13 protein-coding genes are annotated in these 22960 nt (G+C 74.2%); 10 read left to right on the top strand and 3 right to left on the bottom strand.

Annotated features, from left to right (window positions below; genetic code table 11):
• The first annotated feature begins 16 nt into the window (after positions 1-16).
• The 7 genes from ACFQ79_RS09460 (at position 17) to ACFQ79_RS09430 (ending at position 15543) form a co-directional block, all read left to right on the top strand.
• Positions 17-3646, top strand: a complete 3630-nt coding sequence (locus ACFQ79_RS09460) for a tubulin-like doman-containing protein (RefSeq protein WP_383580693.1) — start codon at positions 17-19, stop codon at positions 3644-3646.
• Positions 3643-6327: a hypothetical protein gene (locus ACFQ79_RS09455; RefSeq protein WP_383580691.1), complete on the top strand. Its 2685-nt coding sequence runs from the start codon at positions 3643-3645 to the stop codon at positions 6325-6327. The genes ACFQ79_RS09460 and ACFQ79_RS09455 overlap by 4 nt, the downstream gene beginning before the upstream one ends.
• Entirely contained in the window at positions 6324-8657 is a 2334-nt protein-coding gene (locus tag ACFQ79_RS09450; protein ID WP_383580689.1) for a hypothetical protein, read from the top strand. Before ACFQ79_RS09455 ends, ACFQ79_RS09450 begins: the two co-directional genes overlap by 4 nt.
• Positions 8654-11311, top strand: a complete 2658-nt coding sequence (locus tag ACFQ79_RS09445) for a hypothetical protein (protein WP_383580686.1) — start codon at positions 8654-8656, stop codon at positions 11309-11311. Before ACFQ79_RS09450 ends, ACFQ79_RS09445 begins: the two co-directional genes overlap by 4 nt.
• A 224-nt stretch (positions 11312-11535) precedes the next feature.
• Positions 11536-12768, top strand: a complete 1233-nt coding sequence (locus ACFQ79_RS09440; RefSeq protein WP_383580775.1) for an arginine deiminase — start codon at positions 11536-11538, stop codon at positions 12766-12768.
• A 161-nt stretch (positions 12769-12929) separates the two neighbouring features.
• A complete protein-coding gene (gene argF / locus ACFQ79_RS09435) occupies positions 12930-13985 on the top strand; it encodes an ornithine carbamoyltransferase (RefSeq protein WP_383580684.1) in 1056 nt (351 codons plus the stop codon).
• A gap of 118 nt (positions 13986-14103) precedes the next feature.
• The gene (locus ACFQ79_RS09430; protein WP_383580682.1) at positions 14104-15543 is read left to right on the top strand and encodes an amino acid permease; all 1440 of its coding nucleotides are present in this window, start codon (positions 14104-14106) and stop codon (positions 15541-15543) included.
• Here the strand turns inward: ACFQ79_RS09430 and ACFQ79_RS09425 are convergent.
• A complete protein-coding gene (locus ACFQ79_RS09425; RefSeq protein ID WP_383580680.1) occupies positions 15497-16012 on the bottom strand; it encodes an ATP-binding protein in 516 nt (171 codons plus the stop codon). The genes ACFQ79_RS09430 and ACFQ79_RS09425 overlap by 47 nt on opposite strands.
• Positions 16013-16258: 246 nt before the next feature.
• Between ACFQ79_RS09425 and ACFQ79_RS09420 the strand changes: the two genes are divergently transcribed.
• From ACFQ79_RS09420 to ACFQ79_RS09410, 3 genes are all read left to right on the top strand, one after another.
• Positions 16259-17086 (top strand): enoyl-CoA hydratase family protein, encoded by an 828-nt coding sequence (locus ACFQ79_RS09420; protein ID WP_266970163.1) that lies wholly within the window; start codon positions 16259-16261, stop codon positions 17084-17086.
• Positions 17087-17340: 254 nt separating this feature from the next.
• Complete coding sequence (locus tag ACFQ79_RS09415; protein WP_383580678.1) at positions 17341-19623, top strand: bifunctional salicylyl-CoA 5-hydroxylase/oxidoreductase; 2283 nt, start codon at positions 17341-17343, stop codon at positions 19621-19623.
• Between the two features lie 93 nt (positions 19624-19716).
• Positions 19717-20205, top strand: a complete 489-nt coding sequence (locus tag ACFQ79_RS09410) for a DUF1772 domain-containing protein (protein ID WP_383580676.1) — start codon at positions 19717-19719, stop codon at positions 20203-20205.
• On the opposite strand, the gene ACFQ79_RS09405 is transcribed toward ACFQ79_RS09410, so the two are convergent.
• Positions 20202-21101 (bottom strand): PaaX family transcriptional regulator C-terminal domain-containing protein, encoded by a 900-nt coding sequence (locus ACFQ79_RS09405; RefSeq protein ID WP_383580674.1) that lies wholly within the window; start codon positions 21099-21101, stop codon positions 20202-20204. The two genes, ACFQ79_RS09410 and ACFQ79_RS09405, sit on opposite strands and share 4 nt — an antisense overlap.
• Before the next feature lie 127 nt (positions 21102-21228).
• A complete protein-coding gene (locus tag ACFQ79_RS09400) occupies positions 21229-22851 on the bottom strand; it encodes an AMP-binding protein (RefSeq protein WP_383580672.1) in 1623 nt (540 codons plus the stop codon).
• Positions 22852-22960: the final 109 nt, after the last annotated feature.

Below are 22960 nucleotides of genomic sequence, written 5' to 3'. Positions count from 1 at the left end.
CATCGAGGAGAACGACATGAAGATCTATCAGCCCATGCTCTTCGTCGGCCTCGGCGGCACCGGCGGACGCATCGGCACCGAACTCGAACGCAGTCTGCGCCGGGAGCTGTGCGGCCCCGACGGCACCGACCTGGTCGACGGCGGCCGCCGCATGCCCTTCCAGCTGCCCGACTGCCTGCAGTTCGTCTACGCCGACTTCAGCGAGGCCGAGCTGCTCAACTACCCGCAGTTCAAGGCGAAGGGCGCCGAGGGCGCCGCCTTCGCCCGCACCTCGCGGATCGTCCGCGACCTGCTGCCCACCGACTTCGACTCCTCGCCCGAGGTGACGCGCATGCTGCGCGTCTCCGTCCCCGAGGAGACCCGGCTCTGGCTGCCGCCGAAGGCCCGTGAGCCGCGCGTCGCCCCGCTGAACAACGGGGCGGGGCAGCTGCCGACCGTCGGACGCTCCGCGCTCTTCGCGACCCTCCGCTCCGGGCTCGAACCCGTCCTGCGGCAGCTCCGCGAGGCGATCGGGTCCATCGGACAGGCCGCGGGCGACCTGCGGCGGGTCGGTGGCGGCAAGATCCGGGGCTGCGACGTGTTCGTCGCCTTCTCCGTCGCTGGCGGCACCGGGGCCGGCATCTTCTACGACTTCATCCACCTCATCGGGCACGAGTTCCGCAACGCCCGGGTGCCCGGGGTGAAGATCTACCCGCTCGTCGTCATGCCCTCCGCCTTCCCGCCCGAGGCAGGCGGCGGACGCGAGGCCGAACTCAACTCCGCCCGCGCCCTCGTGGACCTCTCGCGGCTCGTCGACGACCAGAACGTGCCCGACGCCGTCGACCAGGTCGGCGACGTGGAGGACCGCGGGCGGCTCAGCGTCACGTACCCCGGCGACGGTGTCGTCGCGCTGCGTCCCGCCACCATGCAGACCGCCTTCCTCTTCTCCAAGCCCTCCGTCATCAACAGCGAGGACCTGCGGCGCTCCATCGCCGCCATGGTGATGTCGCTGATCGGCACCGACCTCGGCCAGGACAATGGTTCGGCGACCCGCGCGGAGGAGGACTACCAGTCCTTCGCCGCCAGCTTCATCAACAAGAGCGTGGAACGCTCCACCCCGGCCCGTACCGGCATCGGCTACCGGGGCATGTCGACCAGCCTCGCCGCCGCGCTCACCGTCCCCGTCGACGACCTCGCCGAGATCGTCGCCGCCCGGCTCCTCGCCCAGGCCGTACGCGGCATGACCGAGCGGGCCCGGCGCCCCGACCGGGAGGGACAGAACCACGTCAGGGAGCTGTTCAACCGCTCCGGCATCGGCCGCCTCTGGACCCGCGACGCCCAGGACGTCCCCCTGCCCGAGCAGCTCCCCCGGGGGAAGACGAGGATCACCCAGGAACTGCGGAACCGGCTCGGGGACATGGAGGAGGCCCTGCGCCGCCTCGACACCGGTCTCGCCCGCGAGATCCCGCGCCTCACCGAGGACTTCCGGCCGAGTGCGGGAGTCCGCGAACTCCTCGGCGCCATGGACCCGTTCCAGATCAAGGTCATCCTGACGGGCCTGCCCGGCCACCCCGACCGGGTGGCGAGGGAAGGCTTCACCGGAATGATCGACAACCGGCGGAACGAACCCGAACGCCCCCCGAACGTCCACACCGCCGCCCCCAACATCCCCCCGATCAAGGGCCCCGTCGGCGGAGTCGTGCCGGCCCGGTGGAGCGACCCCGACGTCCAGGACGCGCTCGCCGCCCAGCAGGCCTGGTACCAGTGGCGGGCCCGCACCCTCTGGCACCACGGCTGGCAGAACGGCGAGGCCCAGTGGCGGCCCTCCCTGAACAAGGCGAGCTCCGAGGTCGCCGAACTCGTCAAGGCGCTCCGCGACCACGAGCAGGACGAGGGCAAGGCCTTCGCCGACAGCCGACGCGACCTCTACCGCGACGACCGCGCCGGCATCGCCTATCTGCTGCCCCCGCAGAACACCCTGCGCGCCTTCTACGACGACGTCATCGACCGGCTCGCCCAGAGCGAAGGCCTGCCCGAGTCCTCCGACGCCGCCAACCTGCTCGGCCGGATCGTCGGCCCCGAGGACTGGAGGAGGGCCCTCGACGCGGTCCGCCGATCGTCCGGAGCGGCGGTGAAGGAGATCAAGCAGGTCGTCGAACGGCGGGTCAAGCGGCTCTTCGGCGAGGCCAACGAGGACGCCTTCGCACGCCCCCTGCTGCCCTCCATGGAACTGCTGCTCCGGGCCGCCGCGGGCGACGAGACCGCCGAGGCGAAGGTCGACCCGCGCTGGCTCGACCAGTTCCGCTCCCGTCTCGCCGGGCTCATCCCGGTGGGCTTCGTCCCGGACGGCAGCGGACCGCTCAAGATCCTCATCGTGCACCCGGCGAGCGAGTCCGACGGCCGCGCCCGCGAGTACCTGGAGCAGGCACTCAACCTGCCCTCCCGGGTGACCCCGGAGAGCCGGGCCGGCGACACCGACTCCATCACCGTCGTCTTCTTCCGCAGCGGCATGAACCTCACCGACATCTCGGAGGTCCGCAACGTCCTCAGCCTCTGGTCCGAGGCCCGCGACTCGGCCGGTGAGGACGACTTCCTGCACTGGCGCCAGCGGCTCGGTTACGAGGACGACTGGCTGGTCTCCACCGAGCACGACCGGCAACGCATCCTGCACCGGCTGCTCTGCGCCATGTGGAACGGGCACATCGACACCGAGGGCCCCGCCGGCTCGCCCCACCGCGTCCGCATCCGGCTGCAGGACGGCGAGTCCGCGGCCATGTCCCTGCGTCTGGAGGACTTCGACGGCTCGCTCACCAGCTGGGCGGGGCTGCTGCGCGCGTACGAGCGGTGGGCGCTGCTCGACGAGGGGCAGATCATCGAGCAGTTCTGCGAACGCCTCATGCAGGCGCTTCCCAAGGGGCTCGCGCAGGTCCCGGCGCCGCCGTCGCCGCTCTTCTCGCACTTCGTGGAGCAGGTCGCGCCGCGCCAGCTCGCCCTGATCGACCGGCTCGTCGCGGAGTACGGGGAGTACGGCGAATCCGAGATCGAATGGCTCGCCCCGTTGCGCCACTTCTGGGAGGTCACCTTCCCCGGCGCCCTCGACATGCGCTTCCCGAGGTCGGCCCGGGCGACCCGGTCGAGCCTGCGGGCACTGTACGAACGCCACGCGCCACGCGCCGGAACGGTGCCGGGCCAGAGCCAGGGCCAGGGGCAGAGCCAGGGCCAAGGCCAGGGGCAGAGGGGCGGCCCGCAGGGGGCGGGACGACCCCGTTCGTACGAGAACGGCGCCCGTCCCGCGTACGAGAGCGGCCCGCGCGCCGCGTACGAGAGCGCCCCACGCGCCGGGTACGACAACGAGCCCCGGACCGGGTACCGGAACGAGCCCCGGACCGGGTACCGGAACGAGCCCCGCGCCGGTTACGACGACGAGCCCCGGACCGGGTACGGGACCGGCGCCGTGCCCGATCCCCGTACCGCGTACGGGAACGGAGACGCCCCCGGCCCGCGCCCCGCGGCGCCGCCGCCCCGGCCCAGCTCCGCCTTCGAGGAGGACTGGGAGGACTGGGAGAGGGAACCCGAGCCCGACTTCGGTCCCGTCGTCGAACCCGACTTCGGTGCCGACTTCGACGACGGGCCCCACCACCGCGACCGGTCCCGGGAGGCGGAGTGAGCGCGCGCGTCCTCCCCGAACGGCCGTTGCCCGGCCACGCCGTCTGCCTCGACCTGCGGACGGCGGGGGCGTACGACGCCGACGCCGTCGTACGGGCCGCCCTCGACGCCCCGCAGCCCGGCGGCGAGCGCCGTTTCCTCGTCCTCGACGAGGCCGACCGGCTCGTCTCCCACCAGCTGCTGTACGAGCGGCTCTCCTCCTACGGGCCCGCCCACATCGTCTGCCTGGCCGTCGGGGTCCGGGGCGAGCGGACCGTACGCCGCACCCTCACCCTCCGCCCGCCCGCCGCCGGCGTCCTGTGGCTCTTCGACACGACGGAGGAAGACGTCCCGGCGGAGGCGGTGCTGCGTCCGCTCGTCGACGTCCTGTCCACCCCCGAGGTCTTCGACGCGGTGCTGCGCGCACTCGGCGAGGTGGTGCACGGCGTCGCCGTGCCCGCCGTGCGCGTCCTGGAGCACGACCTCACCGACGAGGCGCGGGCCCGCGCCTGGCGGCAGGCGGTGGAGGGGCTCACCGGCCCGGAGGTCCCGGCCGGCACCGCGTCGGCCGAGCAGGTGCCGCCCGCGCTCGCGCTGCTCCTCGACGAGAGCCTGCCGCGGTCGCTGGCCGACCACCGCTGGCTGCCCGCCCAGGGCCGGGCGGGGCTCCGGCTCGCCACCTGCGACGAGGCCGTCCAGGACGCCGTCGACGGCTACCACCGGGTGCGGGGCGCGGCCGGACTCCTCACGGGGGTCGGCCGTACGGTCGATCTGCCGGGGGACATCGAGCGGGTGGCGGGGGAGCTGGAACGGTTCCGGATCGCCGTGGCGGACGCGTTCGCCGCCGCGGGCGGCAGCAGGCTCACCGTGGAGCACCGGGGAGTGCTGCGGGACCGGGGCATCGAACTGCCCGAGATGCCTCGGGAGATCTCGCGCGCCGGAATCGTCCCCGCCCTGCGCGACCACACCCACGAACTGATCGGCAAGGGGCTGCCGTTGCGCTCCGTGGCGGCCCGGCTCTCCGCGCTCTCCGCGCGCACCGCGCCCGTCGGCAGCGCCTCCCGGCTCGCCCGGCTGGAGGCGATCTGCGGGCCGGAGCGGCTGCGCCGGCTCGGCGGCCGGTACCCGTTCACGGCCGGCGGTTCGCGGCCGGTCGCCTTCGCCGTGACCGGCCTCCTGGCCCTGCTCGCGGGCGTCTGGCCGGTCCTCGGATGGGTCCTCGGTCCGGCCGTCGGCGTGCTCGCCGCCGGGCTCGCCCATCTGATGCTGAGGCGCAGGCCGAACCGTTCACCGGACGGGCGGATCGACGGAGGAGGTGCCACGGGGGCGGCGCCCCGGCTCTTCGGCGGGGTGCTCGGCGGTCTCGTCGGGGCGGGTCTCGGCCAGTTCCTCGGCCTGCCGCCGTGGGCGGGGGCGGTGGCCCTCGCGGCCTCCCTGACGGCGGTCTTCCTCCTCGCGCTCCGCGACTGGAGCAGGGCCGTGGACGACTGGTGGGTTCGGGCGGACCCGGAGGACGCCTGGCGGATCCTGCGCGAGGTCCAGGGCCTGGTGGTCACGACCGCCGTGCACGACTGGCTCTTCGCCGAGGTGCGGCACCACTGCTCGGCGGGCGCGGGCGCGGTGGCCCGGCTGCTCCGGGGCCTCGCGGACACGGCCGACGCGCACGGCCGGGGTCCGTCCCACCCGCAGGGGCCGGGGTACGCGTACGTGCCGTCGGCCGACTCGGCCGACCCGGCGGAGCGGGGGCCCCGGAGGGAGTCCGCCGGGCCGCCGGAGCCGGACGGCGGCACCTCGTCGTGGAGCTGGGAGGACTGGGGGGACGGCGGCGCGGACGACGTCTGGTCGGACATGGACGAGGAGGTCCCGTCGCCGCTACGGCCCCCCGCCCCGCCGGCGGACGGGTCTCCGTACGCCTCCGATCCCTTCGGGCCCTCCGAGGCGTTCGGCGCCTCCGACCCGTTCGGACCTTCCGCGCCGGCCGGGCCCTCAGGGCCGTACAGGTCGACCGCGCCCTCCGACCGGGACCCCGCCGCCGGCGGCGGGGCGGCATGGGCCGGACCGGGAGCCGGCCCCGAGTCCGGCCCCGCGCCCGCGTGGCTGGAGCGACGGTACGGCGACGGCGGACCCCTGCTCGTCGACACGCTCGTCGGTGACCTGGTCGCCGGGACCCTCCTGATCCTCGACCGGTGCTGGGCGGGCGTCGAGCGTGACCCCGGGGCCGTGGTGCCCTCGGTCCACGAGGAGCGCATCGCGGAGCTCCTGGACGACACCCGGGTGCGTCTGGAGCGCGACGTCGCCGCCTCGCCGCCGCCCCGCTACGAAGGCCTCCGCGACCAGGACGCGCTCTCCGGCCTCGCCGCCTTCACCGACCGTTCCGACCGGCCCGACGCCGCCCGCCTCACCGGCGTCGCCCCGGACGCGGTGGCCCGGCTGGTCCTGGCCGAGGACGACCCCGCCCGCACGGTCGCGCTCTGCGGCCCCGAGCACATGCGACTGCTCTCCCACGACCCGCTCGCCGCCCGGCAGGTCCGGTTCGTACCGGAGGCGATGCGGCGCGGGGCCGCGGGCGACGACATCTGGCGGGGCATCGCCGAGGACGTCGTATGGACCGGTGCGGGACGCCACGCCGGAATCCTCCGCCTCGTACCACTGCGCGCGGACGTCGTGCACACCGTCCGCGCCGAGGAGGCGGGAGAACCGTGACCGACCCGAACCATCCGAACGACCAGCGCGACCCGGACCGTCCCGAGGACCGGAACCACGCCGCGGGCCAGGGCGACCGCGGCCAGGGCACCGGTCCGAGCCGACCCATCGGCCCGGACCACCCCGACCACCTGAGCGAACCGAGCCCGCCGCCCCACCCGTACTACCAGGAACTGGAGTTCCTCACCCCCAGGGAGGCGCAGAGCCGCTTCGTCGTGCGGTACGGGGAGGACCACCGGCCCCCCGGACGCCCCGGGTTCCTCGCGCGCCGGGCGGTCCTGGGGGCCGGTGGCGTGCCCGTCGTCCAGTACCGGCTCGCCTCGTCCGCGCAGGGCGACCCCCGGGCGTACGGCCTCCTGGAGCGGGAGGTGGCCGCCTCCGTCGCCCTCGAACGGCGGTACGGCGGCGACAGGTTCGTCGGCGTCCTCACCCGGATCGTCGGCTTCGACCTGACCGCCGCCGAACCCTTCGTGCTCTACCGGCCGCCGAGCGGGCGTCCCCTCTCCGACTGGGCGGGGCGGCTCGGCGCCGAGGACCAGGAGCGGATCACCGGCCAACTCGCCATGGCCGTACGCCTCCTGGGGGACCTCGGCCTCGTCCACCGGGCGATCACGCCCGAGAACGTCCGGTGGGACGGCGCCCGGGTGCGGCTCTGCGAACCGTACGCGGCGCTGCGCGCGGGAGAGGCGCGCGAACCCTTCGGGGCGGCTCCCTGGGCGTCGCCCGAGCAGCGCGCGGGGCGCGGCACCGTCGACCCGCGCGACGACCTGTGGTCCGTCGCCGAACTCGCCTACTACCTGCTCTCCGGCCGCCCCGACCGCGGGGAGGGGCCGCCCGCGGACCTCGCCGACTACCGGCGCCTCGCCGCCCTCCAGCACAGCGGTCTCTTCTCCCCGAACGCGACGGAACGACCGGAGCCCGCCGAGCTGTTGAGGCTCCTGTACGTGCCCGACCCGCTCGCGTCCGGGGCCGACGCGGTCGATGTGCTCGAACCGTTCCGCGCCCAGTACGACGCCCAGCTCGCCCGGAAGCGCGCACTGACCGGGAGGAGCCGGCCGGGCGCGGGTCCGGCCGCCGAGGCACCCGAGGCTCCCGCGCGGGACCCGCGCCCGTCGCGCCCCTCCCTGATGAGCAAGATCTTCGGCGGCGGCGAAGCCCCCCGCGCCCCCGCGCCCCGCCACGGCGCCCCCCGCGCCGCCGAACCGCCGCGCGCGGCCGCGCCGCCCTCCGAACTCCTCCAGGCGCCGCCGTCCCGCAGCCGGATGTGCCCGCACTGCCTGCTCCCCGTCGAGTACGACGAACGCCTGCTCGTCACCATCGACGCCAAGGGCAACCGCATCCCGCTGGACCTCAGGGCCGACCGCCGGCCCGCCCACATCGCGGACGCCCTGCGCAAGGCGTACCACCTGTGCCCGCACACGGTGGACGGCGACGAGAGTCACGAACTGCCGCTGCCCTACCTCGTCAACGGCGAGCCGCTCTCCATCGCCCTCGTCGGCAGCTCCTCCGTCGGCAAGACCCATCTGCTCGCCGCCATGCTGGGCGAGGTCGAACTCGGCGGCCTCGAACCGTACGGACTGAAATGCCTGCCGCTCAACCCCGAGGCGCACCGCGCCTATCTGCGCGAGCGGGTCCAAAGCCTGCAGCAGGGGAGGCAGTTGGGCCGCACCGGGCAGCAGACGTTCGCCCGGTTCGCCGACGGCCTGCTCGTCTCGGCGGGCGGCGCCACACCCCGGCCCGTCGTCTTCTTCGACCTCGCGGGCGAGGACCTCGCGCAGGACAGCGAGGTCGGCCGCTTCCTCATGGGCGTCGACGCCTTCATCTTCGTCCTCGACCCGCTGCGCGCCCTCCGCCTGTCCTCGCTCGAACCGGTACGGGAACAGAGCGGACTGCGACTGCGCGAGCTCGGCGACGAGGCCTTCGCCACCGTGCTCAACCGGATCCCCCGGCAGCGCGGCGGACTCGTCGCCGCCCCCGCCGCGCTCGCCGTCAACAAGAGCGACCTGGTGCGCTTCGAACCGGTCGTCGACCGCTGGCTCGGCCGTGCCCTGCCGGGCCGTTACGACCCCGCCGCGGTACGGGCCGAGAGCCGGGACGCGTACGCCTTCCTGGCCCATGGGGCCAGCCCCGCCTGGCTCAAGCCCTTCGACGACTGCGCCGACTGCACCCTGCACTTCGTCGCGGCCACCGGCGGACAGGCGCGCGGCGACCGATTTCCGCACGGGGCCCGGCCGCGCCGGGTCCTCGCGCCACTGCTGTCGCTCTTCGCCCTGTGCGGACTGTTGCCCGGGGCGGAACCCGCGGGACCTATGGAGGGGATCGACCGATGACACGGTCGGAGAACGAGGTCGACCAGATCGTGTTCCGGTGGGACAGCGAGAACCTCACCGGCAGCACCGGCTTCGGACCGGTGGCCTGGTCCGGGCCCCGCGAGGAGGCTGAGAACCTCTTCCGGATGTCCGGGCCCGTGCTGCGCGCCAGCGGCGAGGAGACCCGGCCCGCGCTGATCCGGCTCCAGCGGCGCTCGGAGGTGATGCTGATCCACCGCACGCCGTTCACCGACGCCGACGGCGGGACGTCCGTGCTCTGCCACGCCCTGGTCGGCGCGCCAGGACTCCTCGGACCCGCCACCTGCCTCGGGCTCCACGCCTGGAACTGGGAGGGCGCGGCCATGGACGGCGCCCGGGTGCGCGGGCAGCTGCCGGTGATCCCGGAACGGGTCCTCGTCCCCGCGACCGGGCGCGGGCAGTGGGAACTCGACAGCGGCTTGGAGCAGGCCGCCGAGGAACTCACCGGAATGGTCGCGGAGTTGCTGCGCCACCAGGACGAGCGCTTCACCGTCCTGGACGAACGCGGGGACACCGCGGGCCGCGTGCTCTGGGGGCTGCACAGCATGTTCGGCGAGCTCACCGGCCGCCGGTGGACCTTCGCCACCCACGACACCGTCGAACTCACCGCGCTCCGCTTCGTGTTCGTCGGCCGGTGGTCGGGCGCGGCGAGCCGCAACACCGACCGGCGCCGTGTCGATCCGCGCGAGCGCGTCGGCGACCGGGCGGAGGAGATCGCGGCCCGGCTCGTCCGCCACCACCTGAGGGGCGTCGCGGAGGGGGAGGGGCGGGAGTACGCGGTCGGCAGTGCCCTCCACGGCGCCTCCTCCGCCCGCGGCGCCTCACTCCTGGAGACGGCCGTGCGGGCCCTTGACGTCCTCGACGGCCGCCGTCCCGGCGGGTACGCGCCCGCGCCGGGGGCCACGAGCCGGGCCTCGTGGCCCCCGGCCCCGGTGGAACCCCGCGCCGAGGCGCCGTCCGCCCCGGAGACCCGGAGGGCTCCGGGCCGGAAGCGGGGATGGAGCCTCGGGGGCAGGACCGCCGATGACCGCCCGTCGACGGCCGGCGACGCCACGGCCGACCGCCCGGAGACCGGTGACGCGGCACCCGCCGGGGGAGACCGCCGAGGAGCGGGCCGCCCCGGTCCGTACGAGAGCCCCGAGGAGTGGTTCCGTCCGGACGACCGGCCGGAGCGGGAGCCTGCGGCGCCGGCCGGTCCCGGGGCCGCCCCGCCGACCCGACCGCCCCACCGAACGGACCCGCCCCACGCGACCCCCGAACCCACTCCGCACCGCCCGCCGCGCCCGACGCCTGAGCCGGACGCGTACCGCCCACCGCGCCCGACCCCTGAGCCGGACGCGTACCGCCCACCGCGCCCAACGTCTGAGCCGGACGCGCACCGCCCACCGCGCCCGACGCCTGAGCCGGACGCGCACCGCCCGCCGCCCCGACCGGAGCCTGAGCCCGAGCAGTACCGCCCGCCGCGCCCGGCGCCTGAGCAGGACTCGTACGGCACGTCCCGCCCGGCGCCCGAGCCCGCCTCGTACCGCCGTTCGCCTCGACCGGAACCCGACCCCGACCCCGAGCCGTACCACCCCTCCCACCCGACGCCTGAGCCCGACCCGTACGGTCGCGCAGCCTCGGCGGATCGTCACCCCGCTCCGCCCCGGGTGCCGCACCCGACCCCGGAGCCCGCCCGCTACAGCCGCGACGCGGCCGACCGCGAGCCCCGTCCCGACCCCTCCGCCCACCTCGATCGCCCCGCCGACCCCTCGACGCCGGACCGGACCCGGACCGCCGACGTCGCCCCGCCCCGCCCCGATCTCTCCAAGTCGCCCGCCGAGTCCGGCACCCGCCCGTCCCAAGCAGCGGGTGCCGACGCGTACCCCCGCCCCGTTCTCCCCCTCGTCGCGCCCGCGTGGACCGGTCCGGGGACGGCCTCGGGCCGGGCCTGGGCCGCCGTGCGGGGCCGTGGGCGGGAGCGGGAGGCCGAGACCGGCCTCCTGCACAAGCTGCCCGCCGCGCGCACCGTGGACGAGGCGCGCGAGCTCGTCGAGCGCGGCGGCAACCGCGAGCTGCTGGATTCGCTGCGCCGCCCGCAGGCGTACGTGGTCCTCACCCTCCTCCTCGGCGAGGCCGCCCGGCGTCTGCCGTCCTGGGAGCATCCGCTGCGCCGGGAGCTGTGCGAGGTGGCCATCGGCCAGGAGTTCTGGGCCGTGGCACCGTCGGGCGCGTCCGCGGACCCGTCCGACCCGTCGGAGGAGCAGCGCGCGGCCAACGCCGCCGAGCTGCACCGCTGGGCGGTCCGCCCGCTCCTCGCCCGCGGCGACGCCCCGGTGGGCACCGTGGGGGAGCTGCTCGCCCGGCTCCGTACGAGCCCGGTGCCGTCCGCCCGGGAGACCTTCTGGCTGATCGTCGACGACGAGCGCCCCGGACTGCCGGAAGCCGTCTGGCTCACCCTTCTCAAGGACGCGTACGGCGTGCCCCGTACGGCGCGCCGCCCGGGGCCGCCGTCCGCACCCGGGGCCGTCACCGGCCTCCCGGACGATCCGGGCAACGGCTACACCCGTCGCTTCCTGCGCCGCGCCGGGCTGCTGATCGGCGGCATGGTGGCGGCGATCCTCCTGCTGGTCGCCGTACGGCAATGGTTCGGCTGACCGGCCGGGGCCGCGGCCCCGGCCCCAGCACCAGCACCCGGACCGACGTCGGCACTGGCACCCGGCCCGGCACCCGGCCCGACGCCGACACCCGGCCCGGCACCCAGCCCGGCACCCGGACCGTCGCCGCGCCCCGCGGCGAGGTCGCCGGCCCCGCGACGCGTCCCGGCCCCGCCTGTCCCGAAACACCGGCCACGGGCGCCCCGCTCCGTCAGGATGGGCGCATGGGATTCCACGTCGATTCCGAGACCGGGCGGCTGCGCCGCGTCATCCTCCACCGGCCCGATCTGGAGCTGAAGCGGCTCACCCCGACCAACAAGGACGCCCTGCTCTTCGACGACGTGCTCTGGGTGCGCAGGGCCCGGCAGGAGCACGACGGGTTCGCTGACGTACTGCGCGACCGGGGCGTGGAGGTGCACCTCTTCGGGGATCTCCTGAGCCAGTCCCTCGACGTCCCCGCCGCACGCGCGCTGGTGCTCGACCGGGTCTTCGACGAGAAGGAGTACGGGCCGCTCGCCGCCGACCATCTCCGGGACGCGTTCGACTCGCTGGACGCGGGCGCGCTGGCGGAGGTGCTCGTCGGCGGGATGACGAAGCGGGAGTTCCTGGCGGCGCACCGGGAGCCGACCTCGGTCCGTTTCCACGCCATGGACCTGGACGACTTCGTCCTCGGCCCGCTGCCGAACCACATCTTCACCCGGGACACCTCGGCCTGGATCTACGACGGCGTCTCGATCAACGCGATGCGCTGGCCGGCCCGGCAGCGCGAGACCGTGCACTTCGAGGCGATCTACAAGCACCATCCCCTGTTCACGGGGGCGGAGGCGGGCGGCTTCCACCACTGGTCGGAGGGGCAGACCGACTACCCGTCGACCATCGAGGGCGGGGACGTGCTCGTCATCGGCAACGGTGCCGTGCTCATCGGGATGAGCGAGCGGACGACGCCGCAGGCGGTGGAGATGCTGGCCAGGGGCATGTTCGCGGCGGGTTCGGCGCGCACGATCATCGCGCTCGACATGCCGAAGCGGCGCGCGTTCATGCACCTGGACACGGTGATGACGATGGTCGACCAGGACACGTTCACGCAGTACGCGGGGCTCGGGATGCTCCGCTCGTACACGATCGAACCGGGGGACGCGGGCCAGTCCCTGCGGGTGACGGACCATCCGCCGGAGCAGATGCACAGTGCGATCGCCGCGGCGCTCGGCCTCCAGGACATCCGGGTCCTGACGGCCACGCAGGACGTGCACGCGGCCGAGCGCGAGCAGTGGGACGACGGCTGCAACGTGCTCGCGGTGGAGCCGGGGGTGGTCGTCGCTTACGAGCGGAACGTCACGACCAACACCCATCTGCGGAAGCAGGGCATCGAGGTGATCGAGATCCCCGGCAGCGAGCTGGGCCGGGGGCGGGGCGGCCCGCGCTGTATGAGCTGCCCGGTGGAGCGGGACGCCACCTGACGGCTCCCGTCGGCGACGGGAGGACGCCTCCCCGTCGGCGACGGGCAGGAGGACGGGGAATCAGGGCTGTATATAAATGTTGAAGTGCGTATACACTTCCAGGGTCCTGATCGTCGTCCCCGATCGCCGACCCCTCGACCGTACCCACAGGAGCGCGTCCCATGGCCACAGACCTCATCGGCCGCCACTTCCTCAAGGAGCTGGACTTCACCGCCGAGGAGTTCCGCGGCCTGATCGCGCTCTCCGCCGAACTCAAGGCCGCCAAGAAGGCCGGCGCCGAGGTCCAGCGGCTGCGCGGCCGGAACATCGCGCTGATCTTCGAGAAGACCTCGACCCGCACCCGCTGCGCCTTCGAGGTCGCCGCCGCCGACCAGGGGGCCGCCACGACCTACCTGGACCCGGCCGGCTCCCAGATCGGCCACAAGGAGTCGGTCAAGGACACCGCCCGCGTCCTCGGCCGGATGTTCGACGGCATCGAGTACCGGGGCGACGGCCAGGGTGTCGTCGAGGAACTCGCCGCCTTCGCCGGCGTCCCCGTGTTCAACGGCCTCACCGACGAATGGCATCCCACCCAGATGCTCGCCGACGTGCTCACCATGACCGAGCACACGGACAAGCCGCTGGACGCGATCTCCTTCGCCTACCTCGGCGACGCCCGCTTCAACATGGGCAACTCCTACCTGGTCACCGGCGCGCTGCTCGGCATGGACGTCCGGATCGTCGCCCCGCGGGCCTACTGGCCGTCCGAGGTGATCGTCGCCGCCGCCCGCGCGCTCGCCGAGAGCAGCGGAGCCACGGTCACCCTCACCGAGGACGTGGCCGAGGGGGTCCGGGGCGCCGACTTCGTGGCCACCGACGTCTGGGTCTCCATGGGCGAGCCCAAGGAGATCTGGGACGAGCGGATCGCCGCCCTCGCCCCGTACTCCGTGACGATGGACGTGCTCCGCGCCACCGGGAACCCCGACGTCAGGTTCCTGCACTGTCTGCCCGCCTTCCACGACCTGGGTACGGACGTCGGCCGGGACATCCACGCCCGGCACGGCCTCACCGAGCTGGAGGTCTCCGACGAGGTCTTCGAGTCGGCGCACTCGGTCGTCTTCGACGAGGCGGAGAACCGGATGCACACGATCAAGGCGGTCCTGGTCGCGACGATGGCCGGCGGTCCGCTGCCCACGGCGATCCCCGCGGTGATCCCCACGGTGCTTCCGACGGCATAGCTTTACGCCCGATTGGGTGGATATACGCGGTGCGGTTTACGATCGCACCCTTACAGGGGGTTCGGGCCTGCGTGTCCGGACCCCCTGACGCGTGCCCATGAGAGATGAGAACCACCGCATGACCCCGTCCGCCTCGCGGATCAAGACCCCGCAGCAGCTCCTCGCCGAATCCGGCGCCGACCTCGAAGGCCACGGCCTCAAGCGCACCATGGGCCTCTTCCAGCTCGTGTGCTTCGGCGTCGGCGCGATCGTCGGCACCGGCATCTTCGTCGGCCTCTCCGACAGCGTCGCCGAGGCGGGTCCCGCGGTGGTGATCTCCTTCGTCCTCGCCGCGATCACCTGTGTCTTCACCGCCTTCTCCTTCGCGGAGCTGGGCGGAGCGATCCCGGTCTCGGGCTCCTCGTACTCCTTCGCGTACGCGAGCCTCGGCGAGCGGGCCGCCTTCCTCGTCGGCTGGTGCCTGCTCCTGGAGTACGGCGTCTCGGTCTCCGCGGTCGCCGTCGGCTGGAGCCAGTACCTCAACGAACTGCTCGAAAGCCTCACCGGCTGGCAGCTCCCGGCCGCGCTCTCCGCCGGACCCGGCGAGGGCGGGGTCGTCAACGTGCCCGCCGTGGTCGTGATCGCGCTCGCGGCCACCCTGCTGGTGCGCGGGGTCCGGGAGAGCGCGCGGGCGACCGCCGCCATGGCGATCCTCAAGATCGGGATCCTGATCGTCTTCTGCGCCGTCGGCTTCTCGGCCTTCCAGGCCGGCCACCTCTCGCCGTTCGCCGACCACGGCATGGCCGGGATCACCGCGGGCGCCTCGGTGGCCTTCTTCTCGTACATCGGCTTCGACGCGATCACCACCGCCGGCGAGGAGGTCAAGAACCCTCGGCGGAACATCCCGACCGCCATCCTCATCTGCATCGGGCTCGTCACGCTCCTCTACTGCGCCGTCGCGCTCTCCGCGATCGGAGCCCTCGGCGCCGACGCCGTGGCCGATCAGCCGGCCGCGCTCTCGCTGGTCGTCGACCAGGTCACCGGATCGTCGGTCGGCGGCGGGATCATCGCGTTCGGCGCGGTCGTCGCCATCGCGTCCGTCGTCCTCGCGGTGATGTACGGGCAGACCCGCATCCTGATGTCGATGTCCCGCGACGGTCTCGTGCCCCGCGTCTTCGAGCGGGTCTCGCCGAAGTCCGCCACTCCGGTGGCCAACACCTGGATCGTGGCCGCGGTCTTCGCCGTACCGGCGGCGTTCGCCTCGCTCGACGTGGTCGTCAACCTGACCACCATCGGCACGCTCGCCGTCATGGCGGTCGTCAACCTCGCGGTGATGGTGCTGCGGCGCCGGAATCCCGAGCTGCCCCGCTCGTTCCGGGTGCCGCTCTTCCCCCTGAGCCCGGTCCTCGGCATCGGGTTCTGCCTCTACCTGATGTGGGGCACGGGCTGGACCACCTGGCTGCAGTTCGCCGGATTCCTGGTCGTCGGGACGCTGGTGTACGCCCTCTACGGGCGCCGCCACTCGCGTCTGGTCACGGCTCCGAGCGAGGGCGCTGCGCCGGTATCCCCGGCAGGGTGAACCAGACCGCCTTGCCGTGCGCGGTGGGGCGGTGGCCGCAGTCGCTGCTGAGGGCCCGGATGAGGAGCAGGCCCCGGCCGTGCTCCTGCCAGGGGTCCACCTCGCCCGGTTCGGGGCAGACGAGCTCGGCCGTACGGGCGGGTTCGGCGTCGTGGACCTCGATCTGGCAGCCGCCGGGAGCGGCGAGCAGCTCGACGACCAGGTCGATGGGGCCGGCGGTGTGCTCGACGGCGTTGGCGACGAGCTCGGCGGTGAGCAGCTCGGCGGTGTCCTTGTCGGGGCGGCCGGCCGTCTCGGGGCCGAGGTCGGTGAGCGCGGTACGGATCAGGGCGCGGGCGATCGGCACGGCGGCGGTGGTGTGGGGCAGCCGGACGCGCCACGCGGCGGCGGGTCCGGTGGGGCCGGTGGTTCCGGCGGGTCCGGCCGGTCCGGCGGACGGGCCGGCTGCGGGTCCGGAGGCTTCGGGCATGGGGCAGGCTCCCTTCACCGAGTGGGGGTGGGCGAGTGGGGTGGAGGCATCCCGAGACGTCCTGGTTTCAACCTTACGAGGCGCAAATTATTTCTCCAGAGGCGCCCCTCCCTGATCGGCAGGGACTTCCGGCATCGGCTGCCGAGGACCTTCCGAGGTACGCCCTCATCCCTCCCTTATCGCGTACTCGTGACGATGGTCACAGGAGAGTGATACCCTCCGAACGGAGGAAGGAGGCCGTTCCGGATGAGCCCCTTTATCGGCTCCACGCCCCGCACGGCACGCTGGCACCATCTACGCGTCGACATCGACCGGGGCGTCGCCACCGTCACGCTGGCCCGCCCGGCGAAACTCAACGCCCTCACCTTCGGCGCCTACGCCGATCTGCGCGACCTCCTCGCCGAGCTCTCCCGCGAGCGGTCCGTCCGCGCGCTCGTCCTCGACGGCGAGGGCCGGGGGTTCTGCTCCGGCGGCGACGTCGACGAGATCATCGGCGCCACGCTCGCGCTCGACACCGCCCAGCTCCTCGACTTCAACCGGATGACCGGCCAGGTCGTCCGGGCCCTCCGCGAGTGCCCCTTCCCGGTCGTCGCCGCCCTCCACGGCGTCGCGGCGGGCGCCGGAGCCGTCCTCGCCCTCGCCGCCGACTTCCGGATCGCCGACCCCACGACCCGCTTCGCGTTCCTCTTCACCCGGGTCGGACTCTCCGGGGGCGACATGGGCGCGGCGTATCTGCTGCCCAGGGTCGTCGGCCTCGGCCATGCCACCCGGCTCCTCATGCTGGGCGAGCCCGTCCTGGCTCCCGAGGCCGAGCGCATCGGCCTGCTCTCCGAACTCACCGAGGAGGGCGGGGCGGGGGAGCGGGCCGCCGAACTCGCCCGCCGGCTGGCCGACGGCCCGGCCCTCGCCCTCGCCCAGACGAAGGCGCTGCTCACCTCGGAACTCGACATGCCGCTTGCCGCCTCGATCGAACTGGACGCGGCGACCCAGGCCCTCCTGATGAACGGCGAGGACTACGCCGAGTTCCACGCCGCCTTCACGGAGAAACGCCCTCCGAAGTGGCGGGGGTGCTGAAGATGCCGGCCGCCGCTCGGGACCCGGCCTCTGCCGCTCGCCCGGCCGCCGCTCGGGACCCGGCTTCCGCTGCTCGCCCGGCGGTCGGTCGGGATCCGGCCTCGGCTGCTCGTCCGGCCGTCGGTCGGGATCCGGCTTCCGCTGCTCGTCCGGCCGTCGGTCGGGATCCGGCTTCCGCTGCTCGCCCGGCCCCCGACCGGGATCCCGGCCCCGCCGCCCGTCGCGCCCCCATCGTCGTTCCCGTTCCCGTTCCCGTGCCCGCTCTCACTCCCGCTCCCACCCGCACCCCCGCCCTCTCCCGTATCGCCGTCGTCGGCGGCGGGCCCGGCGGGCTCTACGCCGCCGCGCTCCTCAAGCGGCTCGACCCCGCCCGTGAGGTCACCGTCTGGGAGCGGAACGCCCCGTCCGACACCTTCGGCTTCGGCGTCGTCCTCTCCGACGAGACCCTCGGCGGCATCCGGGAGGCCGACCCCGTCGTCTACGAGGCGCTCGGCCGCGACATGGTCCGCTGGGACGACATCGACGTCGTCCACCGGGGCCACCGCACCACCTCCACCGGCCACGGCTTCGCCGCCCTCGGCCGCCGCCGGCTCCTGGAGATCCTGCACGCCCGCTGCACCGACCTGGGCGTACGGCTCCGCTTCCGCACCGAGGCCCCGCCCGCCGAGGTCCTCGCCGCCGACCACGACCTGGTCGTCGCCGCCGACGGCGTCCACAGCCGCACCCGCGAGGCCCACGCCGCGCACTTCCGCCCCAGGATCACCACCCACCGCTGCCGCTACATCTGGCTCGCCGCGGACTTCGCCTTCGACGCCTTCCGCTTCGAGACCGCAGAGACCGAGTACGGCGTGATGCAGCTGCACGCCTACCCCTACGAGGCCGGCGCCTCCACCGCCATCGTCGAGATGCGCGAGGAGGTCTGGCGCGCCGCCGGGTTCGACGAACTCGACGAGGCGGAGTCCACCGTCCGCTGCGCGAAGATCTTCGCCGAGGCGCTCGGCGGCCGGGAGCTGCGCTCCCACCGCTCCGCCTGGACCGCCTTCCGTACCGTCGTCAACGAGCGCTGGTCCTACGGCACCACCGTGCTCATCGGCGACGCCGCCCACACCGCGCACTTCTCCATCGGCTCCGGCACCAAACTGGCCGTCGAGGACGCCCTGGCCCTGGCCCACAGCCTCCGCGACCACTCCACTCCCGCCGAGGCCCTCGCCGCCTACGAGGCCGAGCGGCGGCCCGTCGTCGAGTCCACCCAGCGCGCGGCCACCGCCAGCCTCCAGTGGTTCGAGGAGCTCGCGGGGCACGTCGACCGGCCGCCCCGCCGGTTCGCCTTCGACCTGCTCACCCGCAGCCGCCGCGTCACCCACGCCAACCTGCGGCTCCGCGACCCGGCCTTCACCGCCACCGTCGAACGCGACTTCGGCTGCCCGCCCGGCACCCCGCCGATGTTCACGCCCTTCCGGCTCCGGGGACTGACCCTGCGCAACCGGATCGTCGTCTCCCCGATGGACATGTACGTCGCCGAGGACGGCGTCCCCGGCGACTTCCACCTCGTCCACCTGGGGGCCAGGGCCCTCGGCGGCCCCGGACTCGTCATGACCGAGATGGTCTGCGTGAGTCCGGAGGGCCGGATCACCCCCGGCTGCGCCGGTCTGTGGACCGACGAACAGGCCACCGCCTGGAGCCGGATCACGGCCTTCGTCCATGCGCGGGCACCCGGCGCCGCGATCGGCGTCCAGCTCGGCCACTCGGGCCGCAAGGGCTCCACCCGGCGCATGTGGGAGGGGATAGACCAGCCCCTCCCCGAAGGCAACTGGCCGCTCGTCGCCGCCTCGCCCCTCCCGTACCGCCCCGGCGTCAACCAGACTCCGCGCGCCCTCGACCGCGCCGGACTCGCCGCCGTACGCGAGGAGTTCACGGCAGCCGCCCGCCGAGCCGTTCGCGCCGACTTCGACCTCCTCGAACTGCACTGCGCCCACGGCTACCTGCTCTCCGGCTTCCTCTCCCCGCTCACCAACCACCGCACCGACGGCTACGGCGGCGACCTGGCCGCCCGGCTGCGCTTCCCGCTCGAAGTCTTCGACGCCGTACGGGAGGTGTGGCCCGAGGACCGCCCGATGACCGTCCGGGTCTCCGCCACCGACTGGGCCGAGGGCGGGACGACCGACGAGGAGGCGGTCGCCGTCGCCCGCGCCTTCGGGGAGCACGGCGCCGACGCGATCGACGTCTCCACCGGCCAGGTCGTCTCCGACGAGACCCCCGCCTACGGACGCTCGTACCAGACCCCGTACGCCGACCGGATCCGCAACGCGACCGGCGTCCCCGTGATCGCGGTCGGTGCGATCTCCTCCTGGGACGACGTCAACTCCCTGCTCCTGGCGGGCCGCGCCGACCTGTGCGCCCTCGCCCGCCCGCACCTCTACGACCCGAACTGGACCCTGCACGCCGCCGCCGAACAGGACTACGAGGGCCCGGCGGCCCCCTGGCCGGCGCCGTACCGCGCGGGCAACCGCCCACCACCGACCGGCCGTCGGGGCTGAGGAGCGCCCCGGAGGGTGTGCGTGGACGCCCGCGTATGCGGGGGCGACGCGCAAGCATGGTCCGCGCACCGCCCCGTGCTCTTGAATGAGGACATGACAGAGCAGCGGGGCGGGAAGGGTGCCGGGGCGGTCCTCGGCGCGGCGACGGTGGCGACCGGACTGGTCGCGGGGGTGTGGTTCGCGTATGTGTGCTCGGTGATGCCGGCACTGGCGCGCAGCGACGACCGGGTCTATGTCGAAGTGATGCGGAACATCAACGAGGTGATCCAGAACCCGCTCTTCTTCACCCCGTTCTTCGGCGCGACGATCCTCGCGGCGGTGACCGCCTGGCAGCACCGTGCGACCCGGGCGCGGATCTGGACGCTCGCCGCACTCGTCCTCTCCGTTGCGGTCTTCCTGGTCACCTCGGCGGCGAACGTGCCCCTCAACGACGCGCTTGCCGCGGCCGAGGACCCCACGGCGGCCCGCGCGGCCTTCGAAGGGCCCTGGGTCGCGTGGAACGCGGTCCGCGCGATCCTGACCACGGTGGGCTTCGCCTGCCTGCTCCGGGCCCTGGCGGTACGGTCCCGGCCCCGGGACTAGTCCCCGGACCCGGCTCCGTCCGCGGCCCCGGACACGTACGGCCGGACGAACTCCGCGCCGCGGTCCCGCAGCAGCTCGTGCAGGGCCGCGAAGACCTCCGCCGAGCGCCGGCCCGGCCAGTCGTCGGGCAGGAGCTCGGCCGGGAGCACCGGGTCCGCGTACGGCAGCCGGCGCCAGGAGTCCAGGGCGAGGAGATAGTCCCGGTAGGCCGCCTCGGCCCCGCCCGGGGCCGCCGCGCCGCCCGGAGCTTCCGCGGCTCCCGGGGTCTCCGCGCCCGCTCGGGCCGTACGCCAGGCCCGCAGCACCGGTTCGTGGGCCGCCAGGAACTCCTCGTGGAGCCGGGCGATGGCCGGCAGGTCCCACCAGCGGGCCACCGCCCCGGCCGTCGCCGCGTACCCCAGGTGGTCGCCCCGGAAGAGGTCCACGTACGGGGAGAGCTCCAGGCGCTCCAGGGCGTTCCGGGTCTCCTCGTACAGCCGCGCGGGGGCGATCCAGACGCCGGGCGCCGCCGTGCCGAAGCCCAGGCGGGCGAGCCGGGAGCGCAGCAGGTGCCGCTTGTGCCGCTCGGCCTCGGGCACCGAGAAGACGGCCAGGACCCAGCCCTCGGCGAGCTTGGGTTCGGTACGGGCGTAGATGCGGCGGTCGCCGTCGTCCAGGAGCCTGCGGGCGTCGTCCGAGAGGGCGTAGCCGGCGGCCCCGTCGGCCGTCCGGCCCGGCAGCAGCAGCCCGCGCCGCTTGAGCCGCGACACCGAGGAACGCACCGAGGGCGCGTCCACCCCGAGGACCGCGAGCAGCCGGATGAGCGCGGCCACCGGCATCGGCGACCCGTCGGGCGTACGGCCGTACGCGCCGTAGAGGGAGACGATCAGGGATCGGGGGGTGTGCTGCTCGGCCACGTGATCACTTTAGAGGGTGGTGCGCCGGTCGGGCCGGGTCGGGCGGGGCCGGGCGGGGGAGCCGGGCCGGGGGAGCCCGGGAGGGACGGCCGGGGCGGGCCGGCCGTCACCGTGGTCGGGCCCGCCGTCACGCCGGCTCGCGCAGCCGGAAGCGCTGGAGCTTTCCCGTGGGGGTGCGCGGCAGCGCGTCCAGGAAGACGATCTCGCGGGGCGACTTGTACGGGGCGAGCCGGGCGCGGACGAAGGCCCGCAGCGCGGCGGCGGTGCCCGCGTCGCGCGGCACCCCCTCCCGTACCACCGTGTAGGCGACGACGACCTGGCCGCGCAGCTCGTCGGGGCGGCCCACGACCGCGGTCTCCACCACGTCGGGGTGATCGAGGAGCACCTCCTCGACCTGGGGTCCCGCGATGTTGTACCCGGCCGAGATGATCATGTCGTCGGCGCGTGAGACATAGCGGAAGTAGCCATCGGGCTCGCGGACGTACGTGTCGCCCGTGACGTTCCAGCCCTCCCGTACGTACTCCGTCTGGCGGGGATCGGCCAGATAGCGGCAGCCGACCGGGCCGCGCACCGCGAGCAGCCCCTCCTCGCCGTCCGGGACGTCCTTGCCCGCCCGGTCGACGATCCTGGCCTGCCAGCCGGGGACGGGGCGGCCCGTGGCGCCGGGGCGGATGTCGCCGTCGGCGGCGGAGATGAAGATGTGCAGGAGTTCGGTTGCGCCGATGCCGTTGATCAGGCGCAGGCCGGTGCGCGCGTACCAGGCCTTCCAGGTGGTCTCCGGCAGGTTCTCCCCGGCCGAGACGCAGCGCCGCAGGGAGCCCAGATCGGGGGCCGTGCCCTGGGTGAGTTCGTCGAGCATGACCCGGTAGGCCGTCGGAGCGGTGAAGAGCACCGAGACCCGGTGCCGCTCGATCGCGGCGAGCAGCTGTTTGGGGCCGGCCTGTTCGAGGAGGACCGCGCTCGCCCCGGCCCGCAGGGGGAAGACGACGAGCGCGCCGAGGCCGAACGTGAACGCGAGCGGCGGCGAACCGGCGAAGACGTCGTCGGGCAGCGGGCGCAGGACGTGCGCGGAGAAGGTGTCGGCGATGGCCAGGACGTCCCGGTGGAAGTGGACACAGCCCTTGGGCTGCCCGGTCGTGCCGGAGGTGAAGGCGATGAGGGCCACGTCGTCGGCGGCCGTCTCCACCGCCGCGTACGGGCCGGGGCGGCGGGCCGCGAGGGTGAGCAGGTCGTCCGGGCCCTCCCCGCCGAAGGGGGTGACGCGGAGCCCCGGTATCCGGGCCGCGACGAGTTCGTCGAGGCTGTGGACGTCGCAGAGGGCGTGGGTGCAGCGGGCGGCGGCGGCCATCGTGGCCAGCTCGGGGGCGCGCTGCTGGGCGAGGACGGTGACGGCGACCGCGCCGGCCTTCATCACGGCGAGCCAGCAGGCGGCGAGCCAGGGGGTGGTGGGGCCGCGCAGGAGGACCCGGTTGCCGGGCCGGACCCGCAGGTCGGAGGTGAGGACATGGGCGATGCGGTCGACCCGCTCCTGGAGTCCGCCGTAGGTCCAGACGCCGCCGTCGCCGTCGTGGAACGCGGGCCGGTCGGCGCCGAATCGTTCCGCCGTGCGGTCGAGGAGCTCGGTGCCGCAGTTGAGCCGGTCGGGGTACACCAGCTCGGGGAGGTCGAAGAGGAGGCGCGGCCACCGGTCCGGCGGAGGCAGCCGGTCACGGGCGAAGGTGTCGAGGTGGGCCGAGGGTGTCAGCTCCATGAGTCCGTCCCCCTGTCGTGGTGGGGTCGACCGTCGCTCCACGAGCGTATCGTGTTGGTGACGGCAGTCAACGGTTCGCGACAAGGGTGCCTGCGAGCGCCCTGAAGAA

This window comes from Streptomyces sp. NPDC056480 (assembly GCF_042795405.1).
Taxonomy (GTDB): domain Bacteria; phylum Actinomycetota; class Actinomycetes; order Streptomycetales; family Streptomycetaceae; genus Streptomyces.
The sequence above is the reverse complement of the archived record's forward strand: the minus strand, read 5'-3'. Positions and strand labels throughout refer to the sequence as shown.